The following is a 15,760-nucleotide window of genomic DNA, read 5'->3' as shown; positions in this document are numbered from 1 at the left end:
GAAAACGGCGTCCATCGCACCGCGCGCTTTCGCGCACGGGGATGGACGCCGTTGTCCGGATTCGGGAAACTCGATCGCGCGCCGCCATTGGCGCCCGGTTGCGGGAGAGTTAGCAGGGACCGTGCCAGCGGGCGTGAAAGCCGCGGTTCGGCCTCGCGCTCACCACGGCCTACGGGTGAAGCCGTTGGCCCCGTAGGCCGTGGTGAGCCGCGCGAACCGCGGCTTGGCGCGCTCGCGCGCACCGCATTTGTGCACCGCAACAGTGCATCACCTTCCCCCCGGCAGCACATCCGCCAGCGACAGCACCGCCCCGGCCACGTCCACCAGCCTGCGGTTCTGGTTCATCGCCATCTGGCGCAGCGCCTTGTACGCCTCGTCCTCGCTCATCGCGCGGTGCGCCATCAGCAGGCCCTTGGCGCGCTCGACCACCTTGCGCTCGTTCAAGGTGGAGCGCACCGCATCGAGCTCGTCGCTCATGGCCTGCAGGCGGCGCGACTGCTCCTGCACCATGTCGAGGATCGAGCGTTCCAGCTGCGGGCCATACGGCGCCGTCCCCACCGGCCGGCTGGCGATCTCCTCCAGCAGGGCGCGCTGGTCGCGCAGCTCGGCGCGCGTCTGCGCGATGCGGGTCTCGCACAGGCGCCGCAGGTTGAGGGCCAGCAGGTCCTCGACCTCCTTCATCGCGTCGATGCGGCGCGTGCAGCAGGCGTACCAGGCGTGGCTGGCCTCCTGCTCCAGCGGGCCGCGGGAGGTGCAGCCGATGCGGCGCAGGCGCTCCAGTTCAGCCAGCACCGCGGGGTCGCGGCTGGCCTGGTCGGCGCGCAGCACTTCCGGATCGGAAAAGTCGGCGAAGGCCTGGAAGCAGCCCTGCTGCGCGTCGATCAGGTGGCGCCACTGCTGGACGCCTTCGGGCGCGATCGCGCCGGCGGCAAACGCGCGGGCGCCGAATGCGCGTTCCTGGCCGGCGAACTCCTTGCCCTGCATGAAGTTGAACATCGCCACCAGCGCGCGCGAGACTTCGGGGTCGGTGGCGGCGTCGGCCGCCTCGAACACCACGGCCAGCAGGGCGGCCACGAGCTTGATGTAGGCCGCCGTGGCTTCGGGCGCCTCGCAGGCCTGGGCGGCAATGCGCTCCCGCAGGACGGGCAGGCCCTCCAAGCCGTGCAGCGCCACCGCCACCCGGCTGAAGAGGCGCGAGCCGTTGCGCACGCGGCTGGCATCGGTGTCCAGCTGCTCGAAGTGCACCCGCACCTCCTGCTCCACCACGCGGCAGGCCGCGGCCTGCTGCTCGCGCTGGGCGGCGTAGATGGCGCCCTGCGAGCTGAGGAAGACGCTGGCCAGGCCGCGCTCGCGCTGCAGCGCGTGCACCAGCCGGCCGATCACGCCCACCAGCTCGCAGGTGCGGGCGAGCTGCTCGAGCTCGGCGATCTCGCACTGGCGGGCGGCAAGGAGGAAGCTGGATCCGGACTTCATGTCCCCTCCACACAGCAACAACCATGCCGAGGACTAAACTCCTCTCATGATCGTGTTGGGCATCGAATCGTCATGCGACGAAACCGGCGTGGCGCTCGTCGAAACCAGCCAGGCGCGCGTGCCGGCGCTGCTGGCGCACGCGCTGCATAGCCAGATCGAAATGCACCAGGCCTATGGGGGCGTGGTGCCCGAGCTCGCCAGCCGCGACCACATCCGCCGCGTGCTGCCGCTGGCGCGCCAGGTGCTGGCCGAAGCGGGCCATGCGCTCGCGGACGTCGACGTCGTGGCCTACACCCGCGGCCCCGGCCTGGCCGGCGCGCTGCTGGTCGGCGCGGGCGTGGCCTGTGCGCTGGGCGCGGCGCTGGGCAAGCCGGTGCTGGGCGTGCACCACCTCGAGGGCCACCTGCTGTCGCCTTTCCTGAGCGCCGATCCGCCGGAGTTTCCCTTCATCGCACTGCTGGTGTCGGGCGGGCACACGCAGTTGATGCAGGTCGACCGCGTCGGCTCCTACCAGCTGCTGGGCGAGACCATCGACGACGCGGCGGGCGAGGCCTTCGACAAGTCGGCCAAGCTGCTGGGGCTCGGCTATCCGGGCGGCCCGGCGCTTTCCAGGATGGCGCAGCAGGGCGACCCCGCGGCCTTCAAGCTGCCGCGGCCGCTGCTGCACAGCGGCGACCTCGATTTCTCCTTTGCCGGATTGAAGACGGCGGTGCTGACGCAGACCCACAAGCTCGGCGCCGAACTGGAGGCGCGCAAGGCCGACCTGGCGGCGTCCACCGAGGCGGCGATCGTCGACGTGCTGGTGAAGAAATCGCTGATGGCGCTGGAGCGCAGCGGGCTGCAGCGCATCGTGGTGGCGGGCGGGGTCGGCGCCAACCGGCGCCTGCGCGAACAGCTGGATGCGGCCTGCGCCAAGCGCGGCGTGCGGGTGCACTACCCGGAGCTGGCGCTGTGCACCGACAACGGCGCCATGATCGCGCTGGCCGCGGCCATGCGCCTGCAGGCCGGCGTGCAGGAGGCGACGCCGACCTATGCCTTCGACGTCAAGCCGCGCTGGCCGCTGCAGGAGATCGTCGCGTGAAGAACTTCGACGATCCACGCGGCACCTGGAACAAGCGCTTCTCGGCGGACGGCTACCTGTTCGGCCTGGCGCCGAACAAGTGGCTGCAGGAACACGCGCATTTCTGGCAGCGTGGCGACCGCGTGCTGGCCGTGGCGGACGGCGAGGGCCGCAACAGCGTCTGGCTGGCCCGGCAAGGCCTGCGGGTCGATGCCTTCGACATTTCGGAGGTCGGCGTCGCCAAGGCGCGCAAACTGGCGGCGGAGCAGGGCGCCGAGGTGGACTTCGCGGTGGCCGATGTCGCGGAACTGGCCTGGCCGGAGGCGCTGTACGACGGCGTCGCGGCGATCTTCTCCAGTTCGCGCCGCCGCCGCTGCGCGCGCGGATCTTCGAGGGCATGGTGCGCTGCCTGAAGCCGGGCGGCACGCTGGTGCTGCAGGGGTACACGCCCAGGCAGCTGGAGTACCGCACCGGCGGGCCGCCGGTCGCGTCGCACCTGTACACGCCGCAGCTGTTGCGCAAGGCGTTCAAGGGGCTGGAGATCGTCGAGCTGCGGGAGTACGAGGGTGAGCTGGCCGAGGGGACCGGCCACAAGGGACATTCGGCTTTGATCGGGCTCGTGGCGCGCAAGCGCTGACGCCACTCACTTCGCGAACCACTCGGTCCAGTAATCCAGGCAAGCCTTGATCTTGGGCAGCCGCTGACGCGTCCCGGCCGTCACCGCATAAACCGGCACGGGCTGCAGGTCCACGCAATCCGCCAGCACAGTCACCAGCAGCCCCTGCTTCACCAGCCCATCGCCCACCAGCGTCGCCAGCCGGCCGATGCCCAGGCCTTCGAGCACCATGGCTGCCGCCATCCCCGTGTCGTTGGCGCGCCAATGCCCTTGCGCTGCAAAGCGCTGCGGGCTGCCGTCGACCACGAAGGGCCAGTCGTTCAGCGAAGGCACCGTGTTGTTGCTCACCAGCCGATGCTCCGATAACTCGCCGATCGCCGCGGGCAAACCATGCGCCTTGGCATACGCCGGCGCCGCGTACAGGGCGCGCCCCAGCGTGCCGATCTGCCGCGCAACCACCGTGTCCGGCAGGCTGTTCGACGTGCGGATGGCGATGTCGATGCCGTCGCGCGCCAGGTCCAGCAGGCGGTCGCCCACTTCGAGGTCGATCGCGATGCGCGGATGGCGTTGCGCCAGGCCCGGCAGGCTGGGCACCAGCTGGTACTGCGCGACGATGGTGCTGGCGGCCACGCGCACCACGCCGCTCGGCTCGCCGGCGTGTTCGGCGAACTGGCCTTGCAGTTCCTCCAGCGCGTCGACCGCGCGCCGGCTGTAGGCCAGGAAGGTCCGGCCCTCCTCGGTGAGCGACAGGCCGTGCGTGGAGCGGCGCAGCAGCTTGGCGCCGCAGGCTTGCTCCAGCCGATCGAGGGCGCGTGACACCTGGCTGACCGGCACGTCGCGCTCGCGCGCCACCGCGGACAACGAGCCCAGGTCCGCCACCCGCGCGAACAGGGCCAACTCGTCGAACTGGAGCTTGTGCATGGCCCGCATCCTAGCCTTGCAGGGCGCGCAAAACCGATTTGCCGCCGGTGCCGTTTCCGGCGCGGCGGGTCTTTCCTAGAGTCACTGCACCGACGAAAGGAAGCGCCATGAGCACCAACGAATACACCCGCCTGCGTGACGCCGCGACCCGGCGCGCCCACGTGCTGCGGCAGCAGGCGCTGCATGCCTTCTGGGATGCGGTGCTGCGCCGCTTCCGCCACCTGGCGCACCTGGAGGCCTGAGCCATGCCCACGCTGCAACTGCAATTGACGCCGCCCGTTCCCGCGCCCCGCCTGGCCGGCCTGGCGCGCGAGCTGACGGCCCTGACCAACCGCGTCCTGGGCAAGCGCGAGGAAGTGACGGCGGTGCTGGTGGAGGAGGTCGTGGGCTCGCGCTGGTTCATCGGCGGCAAGACGCCGGCCGGGCCGACCGCGCGCCTCGAGGTCAGCATCACCGCGGGGACCAACACGGCCGAAGCGAAGCAGGAGTTCATCGGGGAGGCGCATCGCCTCCTGCGCCAGCACCTTGGCGGCCTGGAGGAGGCCAGCTACGTGGTCGTGCGCGAGTTGCCGGCGGGGGACTGGGGCTACGGCGGCAAGACCCAGGCCGCGCGACGCCACGCGACTTCCCCCTTGTAGGGTGGGTTCGCGCCGGCGAACCCACCGCAGAGCTACGCAAAAGTCCCGGTAGATGTAACCTCCCGTACACAGGGAGGCATCCCATGGATTCCAGCGAGGGCGCGGCGGCGCAGGCCGCCAGCGAAACCTACCGCGAGCTGATCGAGATCGGCATCGCCTTGTCCGCCGAGCGCGACCCGGCGCGGTTGCGCGAGCGCATCCTGCTGGAGGCCAAGAAGATCACGCGCGCCGACGCCGGCACGCTGTACCTGAAGAACAAGGGCCGCGAACTCACCTTCCAGATCGTGCGCAACGACACGCTGGGCCTGGCGCTGGGCGGGACCAGCGGCGCGGCGATCGACTTGCCGCCGGTGCCATTGAGCCATCCCGACGGCCGCCCCAACCTGAACAACGTCGCCTCCTACTGCGCGAACACCGGCGAGATCGTCAACATCCCCGACGCCTACACGCACACCGACGACCTCGATTTCTCCGGCACCGAGGCCTTCGACCGGCGCCTGGGCTACCGCTCGCAATCCTTCCTGAACGTGCCGCTGAAGAACCACGCGGGTTTCGTCATCGGCGTGCTGCAGTTGATCAACGCCCGCGACGACGCCGGCCGCGTGGTGGCTTTCGACGACGCCTTGCTGCCGGTGGTGAGCGCGCTGGCTTCGCAGGCCGCGGTGTCCATCGACAACCGCAACCTGATCGAGGAGTTGCAGGTGCTGCTCGATGCCTTCGTCGCGCTGATCGCGCAGGCCATCGACACCAAGTCGCCCTACACCGGCGGCCACTGCCAGCGCGTGCCGGTGCTCACCGAGATGCTGGTGCGCGCCGCCTGCCAGGCGGAAGAGGGGCCGTTTGCCGGCTTCGACCTGACCGAGGCCGAGTGGTACGAGCTGCGCGTCGCCAGCTGGCTGCACGACTGCGGCAAGGTGGTGACGCCGGAACACATCGTCGACAAGGCGACCAAGCTGGAGGCGATCTACGACCGCATCCACGAAGTCAGGATGCGGTTCGAGGTGCTCAAGCGCGACGCGGAGATCGCGATGCTCAAGGGCCTGCTGGCCGGCGGCGATGCGCAGGCCTTGAAGCAGGCCTACGAAACGCAGGTTGCCGAACTCGATGAGGAATTCGCCTTCGTCGGCGCCTGCAACGTGGGCGGCGAATTCATGGCGCCGGACAAGGTCGCCCGCCTGCACAAGATCGCGGAGCGCACCTGGACGCGCACATTGTCCAATCGCATCGGCATCTCGTACGCCGAGAGCAAGCGCCGCGAGGCGATTCCGGAGCGGCCGCTGCCGGTGGAGGAGAAGCTGCTGGAGGACCGCTACGACCACGTCAGTTCGCGCGAAGGCCTGCGGCTGTCGGCGCCCGGCAATCCCTGGGGCTTCACGATGAAAGCGCCCGAGCGCGAGTTCAACCTGGGGGAGGTCTACAACCTGTCGATCGGGCGCGGCACGCTGACCGAGGAAGACCGCTACAAGATCAACGAGCACATGGCGCAGACCATCGTGATGCTGGAGTCGCTGCCCTGGCCGCGCCACCTGCGCCGCGTGCCGGAGTACGCGGGCGGCCACCACGAGAAGATGGACGGCACCGGCTATCCGCGCGGGCTGAAGGGCGAGCAGATGTCGGTGCCGGCGCGGGTGATGGCGATCGCCGACATCTTCGAGGCGCTGACCGCCGCCGACCGGCCCTACAAGCGGCCCAAGACCCTGTCCGAATCGATCCGCATCATGCGCATGATGGTCAAGGACAGGCACATCGACGGCGACCTGTTCCGGCTGTTCATCGACTCGGGCGTGTACCTGGACTACGCGCGGCAGTTCCTGACGCCGGAGCAGATCGACGAAGTGGACCTCCTGGGCGTTTGACACTTGTCATCCCGGGCTTGACCCGGGATCCATCACCGCATGCCTGACCGGACGACGGGAGATGGACTGCGGGTCAAGCCCGCAATGACATGGGTTGGCACGAAAAAAGCGGCCCGCAGGCCGCTTTTGTTCTTCCACCCGAAGGCTTACTGCACCGCGATGGTCCGGGACGTGACGACCGGCTTCTTCTTGCCCAGCGTCAGCGTCAGCACGCCGTTTTCCAGCTTGGCGGAAGTCGCATCCGCGTCGATCTCGGCGGGCAGCTCGTAGGCGGCCTTGAAGGGGCGCGGCGCATCGGCTACGGTGGCCAGGCGGACCACGGCGCCGTCGACCTCGATGGTCAGCTGCTCGCGGGCGACGCCGGGGACGTCGAGCGACAGGGTCCAGGCGTCATCGGACTGTTCCACCTTCAGCGCGCCCTGGGCCGGGGCGAAGAAGGCTTCGGAGAGAAAGCGCTCGAAGCTGCGGTCGAAGCCGCGGGCCGGGGCGTAGCTGCGGGTGCGCAGGGCGGGGGCGAAATACATGGCAAAACTCCTGGCGTTGAAAACGGTGGACGCGGCGCGATCGGTGCCTTCGCGTCCCTTAAACTGCGCGGCTCTCAAACGCGATCGCCGCATGCACACAATCTGCGAACCCGGCGGTGGTTTTCAAGGGCTGACCCACGCATGAAAATTCTTCGCCGCCGCATCTTGAAATCGCTGGCCGCGGCTGCATTTCTTCCCGCCTCCGCGTTCACGCAGCCGGCTGCCGCGCCCATCAAGCTGGCCATGATCGAAGGCCTGTCCGGCGGCAATGCCAACGGCGGCGAGGCGGTGTTCCGCAACCTGGTGTGGGCGGTGGAACGCGTCAACCAGCGCGGCGGCGTGAAGACGCGCGACGGCCAGCGGCTGCTGCAGCTCGATCGCTACGACAGCAAGGGCCAGATCGAGGAAGCCATCGCTTCGCTGCGCTCCGCCATCGACGACGGCGCGCGCATCGTGCTGCAGGGCAACTCGTCCGCGGTGGCGGCGGCGCTCTCGGAAGCGGTGGCCAAGCACAACGAACGCGAGCCGCAGCGCCGCGTGGTGTTCCTGAACTACTCCGCGGTCGACCCTTCGCTCACCAACGAGAAGTGCAGCTTCTGGCATTTCCGCTTCGACGCCCATGCCGACATGCGCATGGGCGCGCTGATGTCGGTGCTGCGCGAGGACAAGGCCGTGAAGTCGGCCTACCTGATCGGGCAGGACTACAGCTTCGGCCAGGGCGTGCTGCGCGAGGCGCGGCGCCAGCTCGGGCTGCAGCGGCCCGACGTGCAGATCGTCGGCGACGAACTGCATCCGCTGCTGCGCGTTAAGGACTTCGCGCCTTACGCGGCCAAGATCAAGGCGAGCGGGGCCGACGCCGTCATCACCGGCAATTTCAGCAACGACCTGACCTTGCTGGTGAAGGCGGCGCGCGAGGCGGGCTTCGACGGGCGCTTCTACACCTTCTACGGCAACGCGCTCGGCGCGCCGGCGGCGATCGGCGAGGCCGGTGTCGGCAAGGTGGTGGCGGTGGCCGACTGGCTGCCCAACGTGCCGGCGGGCCCGAGCGAGGCCTTCTACCAGTCGTTCCGCAAGCGCTATCCCAATCCCGCCGACGACTACGTGCACATGCGGCTGCAGTTGATGGTGGAGGCGCTGGCCCAGGCTATCGAGAAGGCGGGCGGCGTCGAGGCGGTGCCGCTGGCGAATGCGCTGGAGCAGGCCGCGGTGAGCTTCTCCGGCTGGGCGGGCCGCATGCGCGCGGCCGACCACCAGTTCCAGCAGCCGCTGGTGGTGGGCGTGATGGACCGCCAGGGCACGCCCGGCGTGAAGTTCGACGTCGAAGGCTCGGGCTACGGCTTCCGCGTGGTGCGGCAGATCACGCCGCCGCAGGCGGAAATGCCCCACGCCTGCAAGATGATCCGTCCCGCCTGATACTCACCGTCCTATGCGCCAGACCGTCCTCGACCTCGAAGAATCCAAGATCCGTGAAGTGGCCAACGCCGGCATGGGGCGCAGCGACGTGCTGGCCTTCTGGTTCGGCGAGAGCGACGAGGTCACGCCCGACTTCATCCGCCAGGCGGCGATCGAATCGCTGCAGGCCGGCGAGACCTTCTACGCGCACAACCTCGGGCTGCCGGAACTGCGCGAAGCCATCGCGGCCTACACAACGAAGCTGCACGGCCCGGTCGGCGCCGAACGGATCGCGGTCACCTCGGGCGGCGTCAACGCGCTGATGCTGGCGGTGCAGGCCGTGGTGGACGCCGGCGACGAAGTCGTGGCCGTCACGCCGGTCTGGCCCAACCTGACCGCGCAGGCGCAGATCATGGGCGCGAAGCTCAAGCGGGTGTCACTGCAGCCGCGGGACGGTGCCTGGAAGCTCGACCTGCAGGCGCTGCTGGCGGCCATCACGCCGGCCACGCGCCTGCTGATCGTCAACGCACCCAACAATCCCACCGGTTGGACACTCTCCCGCGCCGAGCAGCAGGCGATCGTGGCGCATTGCCGTGCCACCGGCACCTGGATCCTTGCCGACGAGGTCTACGAGCGCCTCTACTACGCCCCCAGTTCCAACGGCTGCGCGCCCAGCTTCCTCGACGTGGCGCAGCCGGAAGACCGCCTCATCGTCGTGCACAGCTTCTCCAAGAGCTTCCTGATGACCGGCTGGCGCCTGGGTTGGCTGGTGATGCCGCCCTCGCTGACGCACGCCATGGGCAAGCTGATCGAGTTCAACACCTCCTGCGCCAGCGTCTTCACCCAGCGCGCCGCCATCGCGGCGATCACCCGCACCGACGAAGTGACGCCGCGGGTGGTGCAGCACCTCAAGCTGTGCCGTGACACGCTGGTGCCTCTGCTGCAGAAGCTGCCGGGCGTGCAGGTCGCGCCGGCCGACGGCGGGATGTACGCCTTCTTCAAGCTGGACGGCTACGGCGATTCGCTGGCGCTGGCCAAGCGGCTGGTGGCTGAAGCGGGGATCGGGCTGGCGCCGGGGAATGCTTTTGCGCCGGAGGCGCAGGGATGGCTGCGGTGGTGCTTTGCCTCCAAAGACCTTGCCCGGTTGCGCCAAGGCGTTGATCGGCTGGGGACCTGGCTCGCGGCGAAATAACCCCCTGGATCCCCGCCTTCGCGGGGACTACGGGCGGTTTCCCGCTCTCGGCTATAATCCTCGGGTTCTGCATTCCGCAGAGCGCACGGTGGGCCGCAGATCCGGCAGCCCACCGCAAGTCAAAAATCTTCAAGGACACACCATGACCGCCATCAACAAGGCAGAGGTCGTCGCCGCTAACGCGCGCGGCGCCAACGACACCGGCAGCCCCGAAGTGCAAGTCGCACTGCTGACCGCCCGAATCAACGAGCTCACCCCGCACTTCAAGACGCACGCCAAGGACCACCACGGCCGCCGCGGCCTGCTGCGCATGGTGAACCGCCGCAAGAGCCTGCTCGCGTACCTGAAGAACAAGGACGCCGAGCGCTACACGGCCCTGATCGGCAAGCTGGGCCTGCGCAAGTAAGCAGCCCACGCCGCATGAACGCCTGAGACGGTCTCGCACTGCCTCAGGCGTTTTTTACTTCGGAGCGACCGAGACCGGACAGACGCTGTGTCATTCCTCAGGGGTTAGGGCTAGCCCCTCAGGAATGGCATCGTGTTCGGCCCCAGAAGCCCCGACAACACAGAGAAGAAAAGGACACGCCATGAGCATTTTCAACAAGGTCACCAAGACGTTCCAGTGGGGCCAGCACTCCGTCACGCTGGAAACCGGCGAGATCGCCCGCCAGGCCTCCGGCGCCGTGGTCGTCGACATCGAGGGCACCGTGGTGCTCTGCACCGTCGCCGCCTCCAAGAGCGCCAAGCCGGGCCAGGACTTCTTCCCGCTGACCGTCGACTACATCGAGAAGACCTACGCCGCCGGCAAGATCCCCGGCTCGTTCTTCAAGCGTGAAGCCAAGCCCTCCGAGCTGGAGACCCTCACCAGCCGCCTGATCGACCGCCCGATCCGCCCGCTGTTCCCCGAAGGCTTCCTGAACGAAGTGCACGTCGTCGTGCACACCGTGTCTCTCAACCCCGAAGTCGATCCCGACATCGCCGCCATGATCGGCTGCAGCGCCGCCCTGGCGATCTCCGGCATTCCCTTCGCCGGCCCGATCGGCGCCGCGCGCGTGGGCTACATCAACGGCGAATACGTCCTGAACCCGGGCCAGACCCAGCGCAAGGACTCGCAGCTGGACCTGGTGGTCGCCGGCACCGAAGCCGCCGTGCTGATGGTGGAATCCGAAGCCAAGCAGCTGTCGGAAGAAGTGATGCTGGGCGCCGTGGTGTTCGGCCATGACCAGGCCAAGATCGCCATCAACGTCATCCACGAACTGGTGCGCGAAGCCGGCAAGCCGGTGTGGGACTGGCAGCCGCCGGCCAAGGACGAGGCGTTCATCGCCCGCGTCAACGCCGTCGCCGAAGCCAAGCTGCGCGCCGCCTACCAGATTCGCAGCAAGCAGGCCCGCACGCAGGCCCTGCGCGAAGCCAACGCTTCCATCGTCGAGGCGTTGAAGGCCGAAGGCACCGAGTTCGACGCCGGCAAGCTGGGCGACCTGCTGTTCGCCATCGAAGCGAAGATCGTGCGCGACCAGATCCTGCAGGGCGAGCCCCGCATCGACGGCCGCGACACCCGCACCGTGCGCCCCATCGAGATCCGCCACGGTGTGCTGCCGCGCACCCACGGCTCCGCGCTGTTCACGCGTGGCGAGACCCAGGCGCTGGTGATCACCACGCTGGGCACCGACCGGGACGCGCAGCGCATCGACGCGCTGATGGGCGAGTACGAAGACCGCTTCATGTTCCACTACAACATGCCCCCCTTCGCCACCGGCGAAGTGGGCCGCATGGGCTCCACCAAGCGCCGCGAAGTGGGCCACGGCCGCCTGGCCAAGCGCGCGCTCATCGCCGTGCTGCCGACCAAGGAAGACTTCCCTTACGCAATCCGCGTGGTCTCGGAAATCACCGAGTCCAACGGCTCCTCCTCGATGGCCTCCGTCTGCGGCGGCTGCCTGTCGATGATGGACGCCGGCGTGCCGCTGAAGGCCCACGTGGCCGGCATCGCCATGGGCCTGATCAAGGAAGGCAACCGCTTCGCGGTGCTGACCGACATCCTGGGCGACGAGGACCACCTCGGCGACATGGACTTCAAGGTGGCCGGCACCACCAACGGCATCACCGCGCTGCAGATGGACATCAAGATCCAGGGCATCACCAAGGAGATCATGCAGGTCGCCCTGGCGCAGGCCAAGGAAGCGCGCATGCACATCCTGGGCAAGATGCAGGAGAACATGAGCGAGGCGAACACGGAGATCTCCACCTTCGCGCCCAAGCTGTACACGATGAAGATCAACCCGGAAAAGATCCGGGACGTGATCGGCAAGGGCGGCGCCGTCATCCGCGCGCTGACCGAGGAGACCGGCTGCCAGATCAACATCGAGGAAGACGGCACCATCACCATCGCCGCCACCGACGCCGCCAAGGCCGACGAGGCCAAGAAGCGCATCGAGCAGATCACCGCCGAGGTCGAAATCGGCAAGGTCTACGAAGGCCCGATCACCAAGATCCTGGACTTCGGCGCGCTGGTCAACCTGCTGCCCGGCAAGGACGGCCTGCTGCACATCAGCCAGATCGCCCACGAGCGCGTGGAGAAGGTCACCGACTACCTGTCCGAAGGCCAGGTCGTCAAGGTCAAGGTGCTGGAGACCGACGAGAAGGGCCGCGTCAAGCTGTCCATGAAGGCGCTGACCGAGCGTCCGGAAGGCATGCCCGAGCGCGAGCCGCGCGAACCCCGCGGCGACCGTCCCCCGCGCGGCGAATACCGCGGCGACCGTGGCGATCGCGGCGACCGTGGTGACCGTGGCGACCGTCCCCCGCGCGAGCAGCGCGAGTACCGCGATTCGCGCGAGCAGCGCGAGCCGCGTGAGTCCGCTCCCGTGCAGGACGGCGGCAACGGCGGCAACAACAACGAGCCGCAACAGTAAGCCTGGGGCCGCCGGCATGAAAGCCATCGAGATCGCCCAATACGGCGCGCCGGAAGTCCTGCGCCTGGCCGAACGCCCCGACCCCGTCGCGGGCGCCGGCGAGGTGCTGATCCGCGTCGCGGCCAGCGGCGTGAACCGGCCCGACGTGCTGCAGCGCACCGGCAACTACCCGGTGCCGCCGGGCGCGTCCGACATCCCCGGCCTGGAAGTGGCGGGCACCATCGTGGGCGGCGACGCCCAGGCGATGGCGGCCGCCGGCTTCAAGGCGGGCGACCGGGTCTGCGCGCTGGTGGCCGGCGGCGGTTATGCCGAGCTGTGCGTGGCGCCCGTGGGCCAGTGCCTGCCGGTGCCGCAAGGCCTGAGCGACACCGAGGCGGCTTCGCTGCCGGAAACCTTCTTCACGGTCTGGAGCAACGTCTTCGACCGCGGCCGCCTGCAGCCGGGCGAGAGCTTCCTGGTCCAGGGCGGCACCAGCGGCATCGGCGTCACTGCCATCCAGCTGGCCAAGGCCATGGGTGCCGGGATGGTGATGGCCACGGCCGGCAGCGATGCCAAGTGCATGGCCTGCATCGAGCTGGGCGCCGACCAGGCGTTCAACTACAAGACGCAGGACTTCGCCGAAGAGGTCAAGCAGCACACCGGCGGCAAGGGCGTGGACGTGATCCTCGACATGGTCGCCGGCAGCTACGTCGACCGCGAGGTCAAGTGCGTCGCCGAGGACGGCCGCATCGTGATCATCGCGGTGCAGGGCGGCACCAAGAGCGAGTTCAACGCGGGCCTGGTGCTGCGCCGTCGCATCACCGTGACCGGCTCGACGCTGCGGCCGCGGCCGGTGGCCTTCAAGGCCGCCATCGCCGCCGCGCTGAAGAAGAACGTCTGGCCGCTGATCGAAGCGAAGAAGATCAATCCCGTCATCCACAGCACCTTTGCCGCCGCTGAAGCGAGCAAGGCGCACACGTTGATGGAATCGAACCAGCACGTCGGCAAGATCGTGCTGACCTGGTGAACATGACCTCTCCCAAGAAGAAGCTGATTGCCGGCAACTGGAAGATGAACGGCAGCCTGGAGTCCAACGACGCCCTGGTGCGTTCGCTGGTCGCCGGCGTGAAGGACGTGGACTGCGAGGTGGCGGTCTGCGTGCCTTCGCCTTACCTGGCCCAGGTCCAGATGCTCAAATCCGGTTCGAAGCTCGAGCTCGGCGCGCAGGACGTGTCCTGCCACGCCAGCGGCGCCTACACCGGCGAAGTCTCGGCCGACATGCTGCGCGAGTTCGGCGTGCGCTACGCCATCGTCGGCCACTCGGAGCGCCGCCAGTACCACGGGGAAACCGATGCGCTGGTGGCCGAGAAGGCCAAGGCGGCGCTGGCGCACGGCATCACGCCGATCGTCTGCGTCGGCGAGACGCTGGCCGAGCGCGAAGCCGGGCAGACCGAGGAAGTGGTCAAGCGCCAGATGGCCGCCGTGATCCACGTCAACGGCCACTGCATCAGCGAGATCGTCGTTGCCTACGAGCCCGTCTGGGCGATAGGCACCGGCAAGACCGCGACGCCGGAGCAGGCGCAGGCCGTGCATGCGCTGCTGCGCAAGCAGCTGTCCGCGGCCACCGGCCACGCCGAGCGCGTGCACATCCTCTACGGCGGCAGCATGAGCGCCGCCAACGCGGCCAGCCTGCTGGCGCAACCCGACATCGACGGCGGGCTCGTGGGCGGCGCTTCGCTCAAGATCGCCGATTTCCTGCAGATCATCACCGCCGCCTGCGCCCAGCGCGCCTGAGCGGCCAGAACAAAACTAGGAGTTCTCTCAATGCAAGCCATCACGACCATCGTGCTCGCCGTCCAGATGCTGACGGCCATCGGCATGATCGGCCTCATCCTGCTGCAGCACGGCAAGGGCGCGGACATGGGCGCGGCCTTCGGCAGCGGCGCGTCCGGCAGCCTGTTCGGCGCCACCGGCAGCGCCAACTTCCTGTCGCGCACCACCGCCATCCTGGCCGCGGTGTTCTTCGCCTGCACACTGCTGCTCGCCTACTTCAGCCACAGCGTGGCCCCGGCCGCCGCCACCGGCGGCTCCGTGCTCGAGCGCACCGCGCCCGCGCCGGCCGTGCCCGCATCGGCTGCCGCCAGCGGCGCCGGCCAGATCCCGGCCGGCCCCACCGGCGTGCCGTCCACGTCGGCTCCCGCGGCGCCCGCCGCGGCGGTGCCGGCCGCGCCCGCCGCTTCCGGCGCAGCGCAGATTCCGACCAAATAAGTCATTCACTGAAAAATCCGCCAAGGCGGATTTTTCAGTGTCCTGATCAGTGTGGAGGAGACCGGCAAAGCCGGATCTCCTCCACAAGGGAGACCGGCCTGCGCGATGCTCCGTCCGGTCTGCGTGCCGCTGCGCAGAATGAACACCTGGGACGTTTCGAGGACCGCGCGGAATATCATGCAGCGCGGTCCCACTTGTGAAGAGGATCCGGCTTTGCCGGTCCTCTTCACACTGATCGGGCAACTCTAAAAATTGCCGTAGGCAATTTTTAGAGTTAAAAACCTGACGGCCTTTGCTGCGCGGCAGTAAGGGCTCGGCTTCGGAGTAGAATCCACGGTTGTCCGGAAAGGCGCGCATTCCCCTCTTGCGGGAGTGCAGGTCCTCAAGCGTTTCCGGGCGCGTGCACGATTGCCGTCGTGGTGAAATTGGTAGACACGCTATCTTGAGGGGGTAGTGGCGAAAGCTGTGCGAGTTCGAGTCTCGCCGACGGCACCAGACACAAATAGCCTGCGGGGCACTGCACCGGCAGGCACACAAAGTCCAACGGCGCCCTGATGAACCTCGACCAGTACCTCCCTGTCCTCCTGTTCATCCTCGTCGGCGTCGGCGTCGGCGTCGCCCCCCAGGTCCTGGGCCGCCTGATCTCCATGGGCATCGGCGTGCACAAGCCCGATGCCGCCAAGAACTCCCCCTACGAATGCGGCTTCGAGGCCTTCGAGGACGCGCGGATGAAGTTCGACGTGCGCTACTACCTCGTGGCCATCCTCTTCATCCTGTTCGACCTCGAGATCGCCTTCCTCTTCCCGTGGGCCGTCGCGCTCAAGGAAATCGGCGCGATCGGCTTCTGGGCCATGATGATCTTCCTGGCCATCCTGGTGGTGGGCTTCGTCTACGAATGGAAGAAGGGCGCGCTGGACTGGGAGTGACCCGCGGCG

17 protein-coding genes and 1 tRNA gene are annotated in these 15,760 nt (G+C 68.4%); 15 read left to right on the top strand and 3 right to left on the bottom strand.

Annotated elements, in window-relative coordinates; translation table 11 throughout:
• Positions 1 to 267 precede the first annotated feature (267 nt).
• A complete protein-coding gene (locus tag LZ009_RS14620; RefSeq protein ID WP_275698682.1) occupies positions 268 to 1,473 on the bottom strand; it encodes a nitrate regulatory protein in 1,206 nt (401 codons plus the stop codon).
• A gap of 46 nt (positions 1,474 to 1,519) precedes the next feature.
• Between LZ009_RS14620 and tsaD the strand changes: the two genes are divergently transcribed.
• From tsaD to LZ009_RS24305, 3 genes are read left to right on the top strand one after another with little or no spacing between them, the layout of a single operon-like run.
• Positions 1,520 to 2,554 carry a tRNA (adenosine(37)-N6)-threonylcarbamoyltransferase complex transferase subunit TsaD gene (tsaD, locus tag LZ009_RS14615; RefSeq protein WP_275698681.1) on the top strand — a complete coding sequence of 345 codons (1,035 nt, stop codon included), beginning with the start codon at positions 1,520 to 1,522 and terminating at the stop codon, positions 2,552 to 2,554.
• Positions 2,551 to 2,946: a class I SAM-dependent methyltransferase gene (locus LZ009_RS24310; RefSeq protein ID WP_346730744.1), complete on the top strand. Its 396-nt coding sequence runs from the start codon at positions 2,551 to 2,553 to the stop codon at positions 2,944 to 2,946. The genes tsaD and LZ009_RS24310 overlap by 4 nt, the downstream gene beginning before the upstream one ends.
• The gene (locus LZ009_RS24305; protein WP_346730743.1) at positions 2,931 to 3,170 is read left to right on the top strand and encodes a hypothetical protein; all 240 of its coding nucleotides are present in this window, start codon (positions 2,931 to 2,933) and stop codon (positions 3,168 to 3,170) included. The genes LZ009_RS24310 and LZ009_RS24305 overlap by 16 nt, the downstream gene beginning before the upstream one ends.
• Positions 3,171 to 3,176: 6 nt before the next feature.
• Here the strand turns inward: LZ009_RS24305 and LZ009_RS14605 are convergent, their stop codons facing one another.
• Entirely contained in the window at positions 3,177 to 4,070 is an 894-nt protein-coding gene (locus tag LZ009_RS14605) for a LysR family transcriptional regulator (RefSeq protein ID WP_275698680.1), read from the bottom strand.
• 107 nt (positions 4,071 to 4,177) lie between these two features.
• Between LZ009_RS14605 and LZ009_RS14600 the strand changes: the two genes are divergently transcribed.
• From LZ009_RS14600 to LZ009_RS14590, 3 genes are all read left to right on the top strand, one after another.
• On the top strand, positions 4,178 to 4,312 hold the full coding sequence (locus tag LZ009_RS14600) for a hypothetical protein (protein WP_275698679.1): 135 nt from the start codon (positions 4,178 to 4,180) through the stop codon (positions 4,310 to 4,312).
• 3 nt (positions 4,313 to 4,315) lie between these two features.
• Positions 4,316 to 4,708, top strand: a complete 393-nt coding sequence (locus tag LZ009_RS14595) for a tautomerase family protein (RefSeq protein ID WP_275698678.1) — start codon at positions 4,316 to 4,318, stop codon at positions 4,706 to 4,708.
• 83 nt (positions 4,709 to 4,791) lie between these two features.
• Positions 4,792 to 6,564 carry an HD-GYP domain-containing protein gene (locus tag LZ009_RS14590; RefSeq protein ID WP_275698677.1) on the top strand — a complete coding sequence of 591 codons (1,773 nt, stop codon included), beginning with the start codon at positions 4,792 to 4,794 and terminating at the stop codon, positions 6,562 to 6,564.
• Positions 6,565 to 6,710: 146 nt separating this feature from the next.
• Here the strand turns inward: LZ009_RS14590 and LZ009_RS14585 are convergent, their stop codons facing one another.
• On the bottom strand, positions 6,711 to 7,088 hold the full coding sequence (locus LZ009_RS14585) for an Hsp20/alpha crystallin family protein (protein ID WP_275698676.1): 378 nt from the start codon (positions 7,086 to 7,088) through the stop codon (positions 6,711 to 6,713).
• A 141-nt stretch (positions 7,089 to 7,229) separates the two neighbouring features.
• Between LZ009_RS14585 and LZ009_RS14580 the strand changes: the two genes are divergently transcribed.
• The 9 genes from LZ009_RS14580 to LZ009_RS14540 all read left to right on the top strand — a co-directional run bounded on the left by LZ009_RS14580 (position 7,230) and on the right by LZ009_RS14540 (position 15,751).
• A complete protein-coding gene (locus tag LZ009_RS14580; protein WP_275698675.1) occupies positions 7,230 to 8,501 on the top strand; it encodes a branched-chain amino acid ABC transporter substrate-binding protein in 1,272 nt (423 codons plus the stop codon).
• Positions 8,502 to 8,514: 13 nt separating this feature from the next.
• Positions 8,515 to 9,672: a pyridoxal phosphate-dependent aminotransferase gene (locus tag LZ009_RS14575; protein WP_275698674.1), complete on the top strand. Its 1,158-nt coding sequence runs from the start codon at positions 8,515 to 8,517 to the stop codon at positions 9,670 to 9,672.
• A gap of 142 nt (positions 9,673 to 9,814) precedes the next feature.
• Positions 9,815 to 10,078 (top strand): 30S ribosomal protein S15, encoded by a 264-nt coding sequence (rpsO, locus tag LZ009_RS14570; protein ID WP_275698673.1) that lies wholly within the window; start codon positions 9,815 to 9,817, stop codon positions 10,076 to 10,078.
• A 181-nt stretch (positions 10,079 to 10,259) separates the two neighbouring features.
• On the top strand, positions 10,260 to 12,578 hold the full coding sequence (pnp, locus tag LZ009_RS14565) for a polyribonucleotide nucleotidyltransferase (protein ID WP_275698672.1): 2,319 nt from the start codon (positions 10,260 to 10,262) through the stop codon (positions 12,576 to 12,578).
• 16 nt (positions 12,579 to 12,594) lie between these two features.
• Complete coding sequence (locus tag LZ009_RS14560) at positions 12,595 to 13,584, top strand: NAD(P)H-quinone oxidoreductase (RefSeq protein WP_275698671.1); 990 nt, start codon at positions 12,595 to 12,597, stop codon at positions 13,582 to 13,584.
• Between the two features lie 2 nt (positions 13,585 to 13,586).
• Positions 13,587 to 14,351: a triose-phosphate isomerase gene (tpiA, locus tag LZ009_RS14555; protein ID WP_275698670.1), complete on the top strand. Its 765-nt coding sequence runs from the start codon at positions 13,587 to 13,589 to the stop codon at positions 14,349 to 14,351.
• 30 nt (positions 14,352 to 14,381) lie between these two features.
• Positions 14,382 to 14,825, top strand: a complete 444-nt coding sequence (gene secG, locus LZ009_RS14550; RefSeq protein ID WP_275698669.1) for a preprotein translocase subunit SecG — start codon at positions 14,382 to 14,384, stop codon at positions 14,823 to 14,825.
• Positions 14,826 to 15,235: 410 nt separating this feature from the next.
• Positions 15,236 to 15,320 (top strand) — tRNA-Leu (locus tag LZ009_RS14545).
• 59 nt (positions 15,321 to 15,379) lie between these two features.
• Positions 15,380 to 15,751, top strand: a complete 372-nt coding sequence (locus tag LZ009_RS14540; RefSeq protein WP_275698668.1) for an NADH-quinone oxidoreductase subunit A — start codon at positions 15,380 to 15,382, stop codon at positions 15,749 to 15,751.
• Positions 15,752 to 15,760: the final 9 nt, after the last annotated feature.

It is taken from the genome of Ramlibacter paludis (genome assembly GCF_022012305.1).
Lineage (GTDB): Bacteria > Pseudomonadota > Gammaproteobacteria > Burkholderiales > Burkholderiaceae_C > Ramlibacter > Ramlibacter paludis.
Note: the sequence above shows the minus strand (reverse complement) of the source record. Positions and strands in the feature narration are given on the sequence as shown.

Excerpts from the sequence above, each read along its gene's own strand:
- LZ009_RS14575 (WP_275698674.1), top strand. The coding sequence starts at position 8,515 with ATGCGCCAGACCGTCCTCGACCTCGAAGAATCCAAGATCCGTGAAGTG.
- LZ009_RS14600 (WP_275698679.1), top strand. The coding sequence starts at position 4,178 with ATGAGCACCAACGAATACACCCGCCTGCGTGACGCCGCGACCCGGCGC.
- LZ009_RS14595 (WP_275698678.1), top strand. The coding sequence starts at position 4,316 with ATGCCCACGCTGCAACTGCAATTGACGCCGCCCGTTCCCGCGCCCCGC.
- LZ009_RS14605 (WP_275698680.1), bottom strand. The coding sequence starts at position 4,070 with ATGCACAAGCTCCAGTTCGACGAGTTGGCCCTGTTCGCGCGGGTGGCG.
- LZ009_RS14590 (WP_275698677.1), top strand. The coding sequence starts at position 4,792 with ATGGATTCCAGCGAGGGCGCGGCGGCGCAGGCCGCCAGCGAAACCTAC.
- LZ009_RS14620 (WP_275698682.1), bottom strand. The coding sequence starts at position 1,473 with ATGAAGTCCGGATCCAGCTTCCTCCTTGCCGCCCGCCAGTGCGAGATC.
- LZ009_RS14560 (WP_275698671.1), top strand. The coding sequence starts at position 12,595 with ATGAAAGCCATCGAGATCGCCCAATACGGCGCGCCGGAAGTCCTGCGC.
- secG (WP_275698669.1), top strand. The coding sequence starts at position 14,382 with ATGCAAGCCATCACGACCATCGTGCTCGCCGTCCAGATGCTGACGGCC.
- LZ009_RS14540 (WP_275698668.1), top strand. The coding sequence starts at position 15,380 with ATGAACCTCGACCAGTACCTCCCTGTCCTCCTGTTCATCCTCGTCGGC.
- tpiA (WP_275698670.1), top strand. The coding sequence starts at position 13,587 with ATGACCTCTCCCAAGAAGAAGCTGATTGCCGGCAACTGGAAGATGAAC.
- pnp (WP_275698672.1), top strand. The coding sequence starts at position 10,260 with ATGAGCATTTTCAACAAGGTCACCAAGACGTTCCAGTGGGGCCAGCAC.
- LZ009_RS14580 (WP_275698675.1), top strand. The coding sequence starts at position 7,230 with ATGAAAATTCTTCGCCGCCGCATCTTGAAATCGCTGGCCGCGGCTGCA.
- LZ009_RS14585 (WP_275698676.1), bottom strand. The coding sequence starts at position 7,088 with ATGTATTTCGCCCCCGCCCTGCGCACCCGCAGCTACGCCCCGGCCCGC.
- tsaD (WP_275698681.1), top strand. The coding sequence starts at position 1,520 with ATGATCGTGTTGGGCATCGAATCGTCATGCGACGAAACCGGCGTGGCG.
- rpsO (WP_275698673.1), top strand. The coding sequence starts at position 9,815 with ATGACCGCCATCAACAAGGCAGAGGTCGTCGCCGCTAACGCGCGCGGC.
- LZ009_RS24305 (WP_346730743.1), top strand. The coding sequence starts at position 2,931 with ATGGTGCGCTGCCTGAAGCCGGGCGGCACGCTGGTGCTGCAGGGGTAC.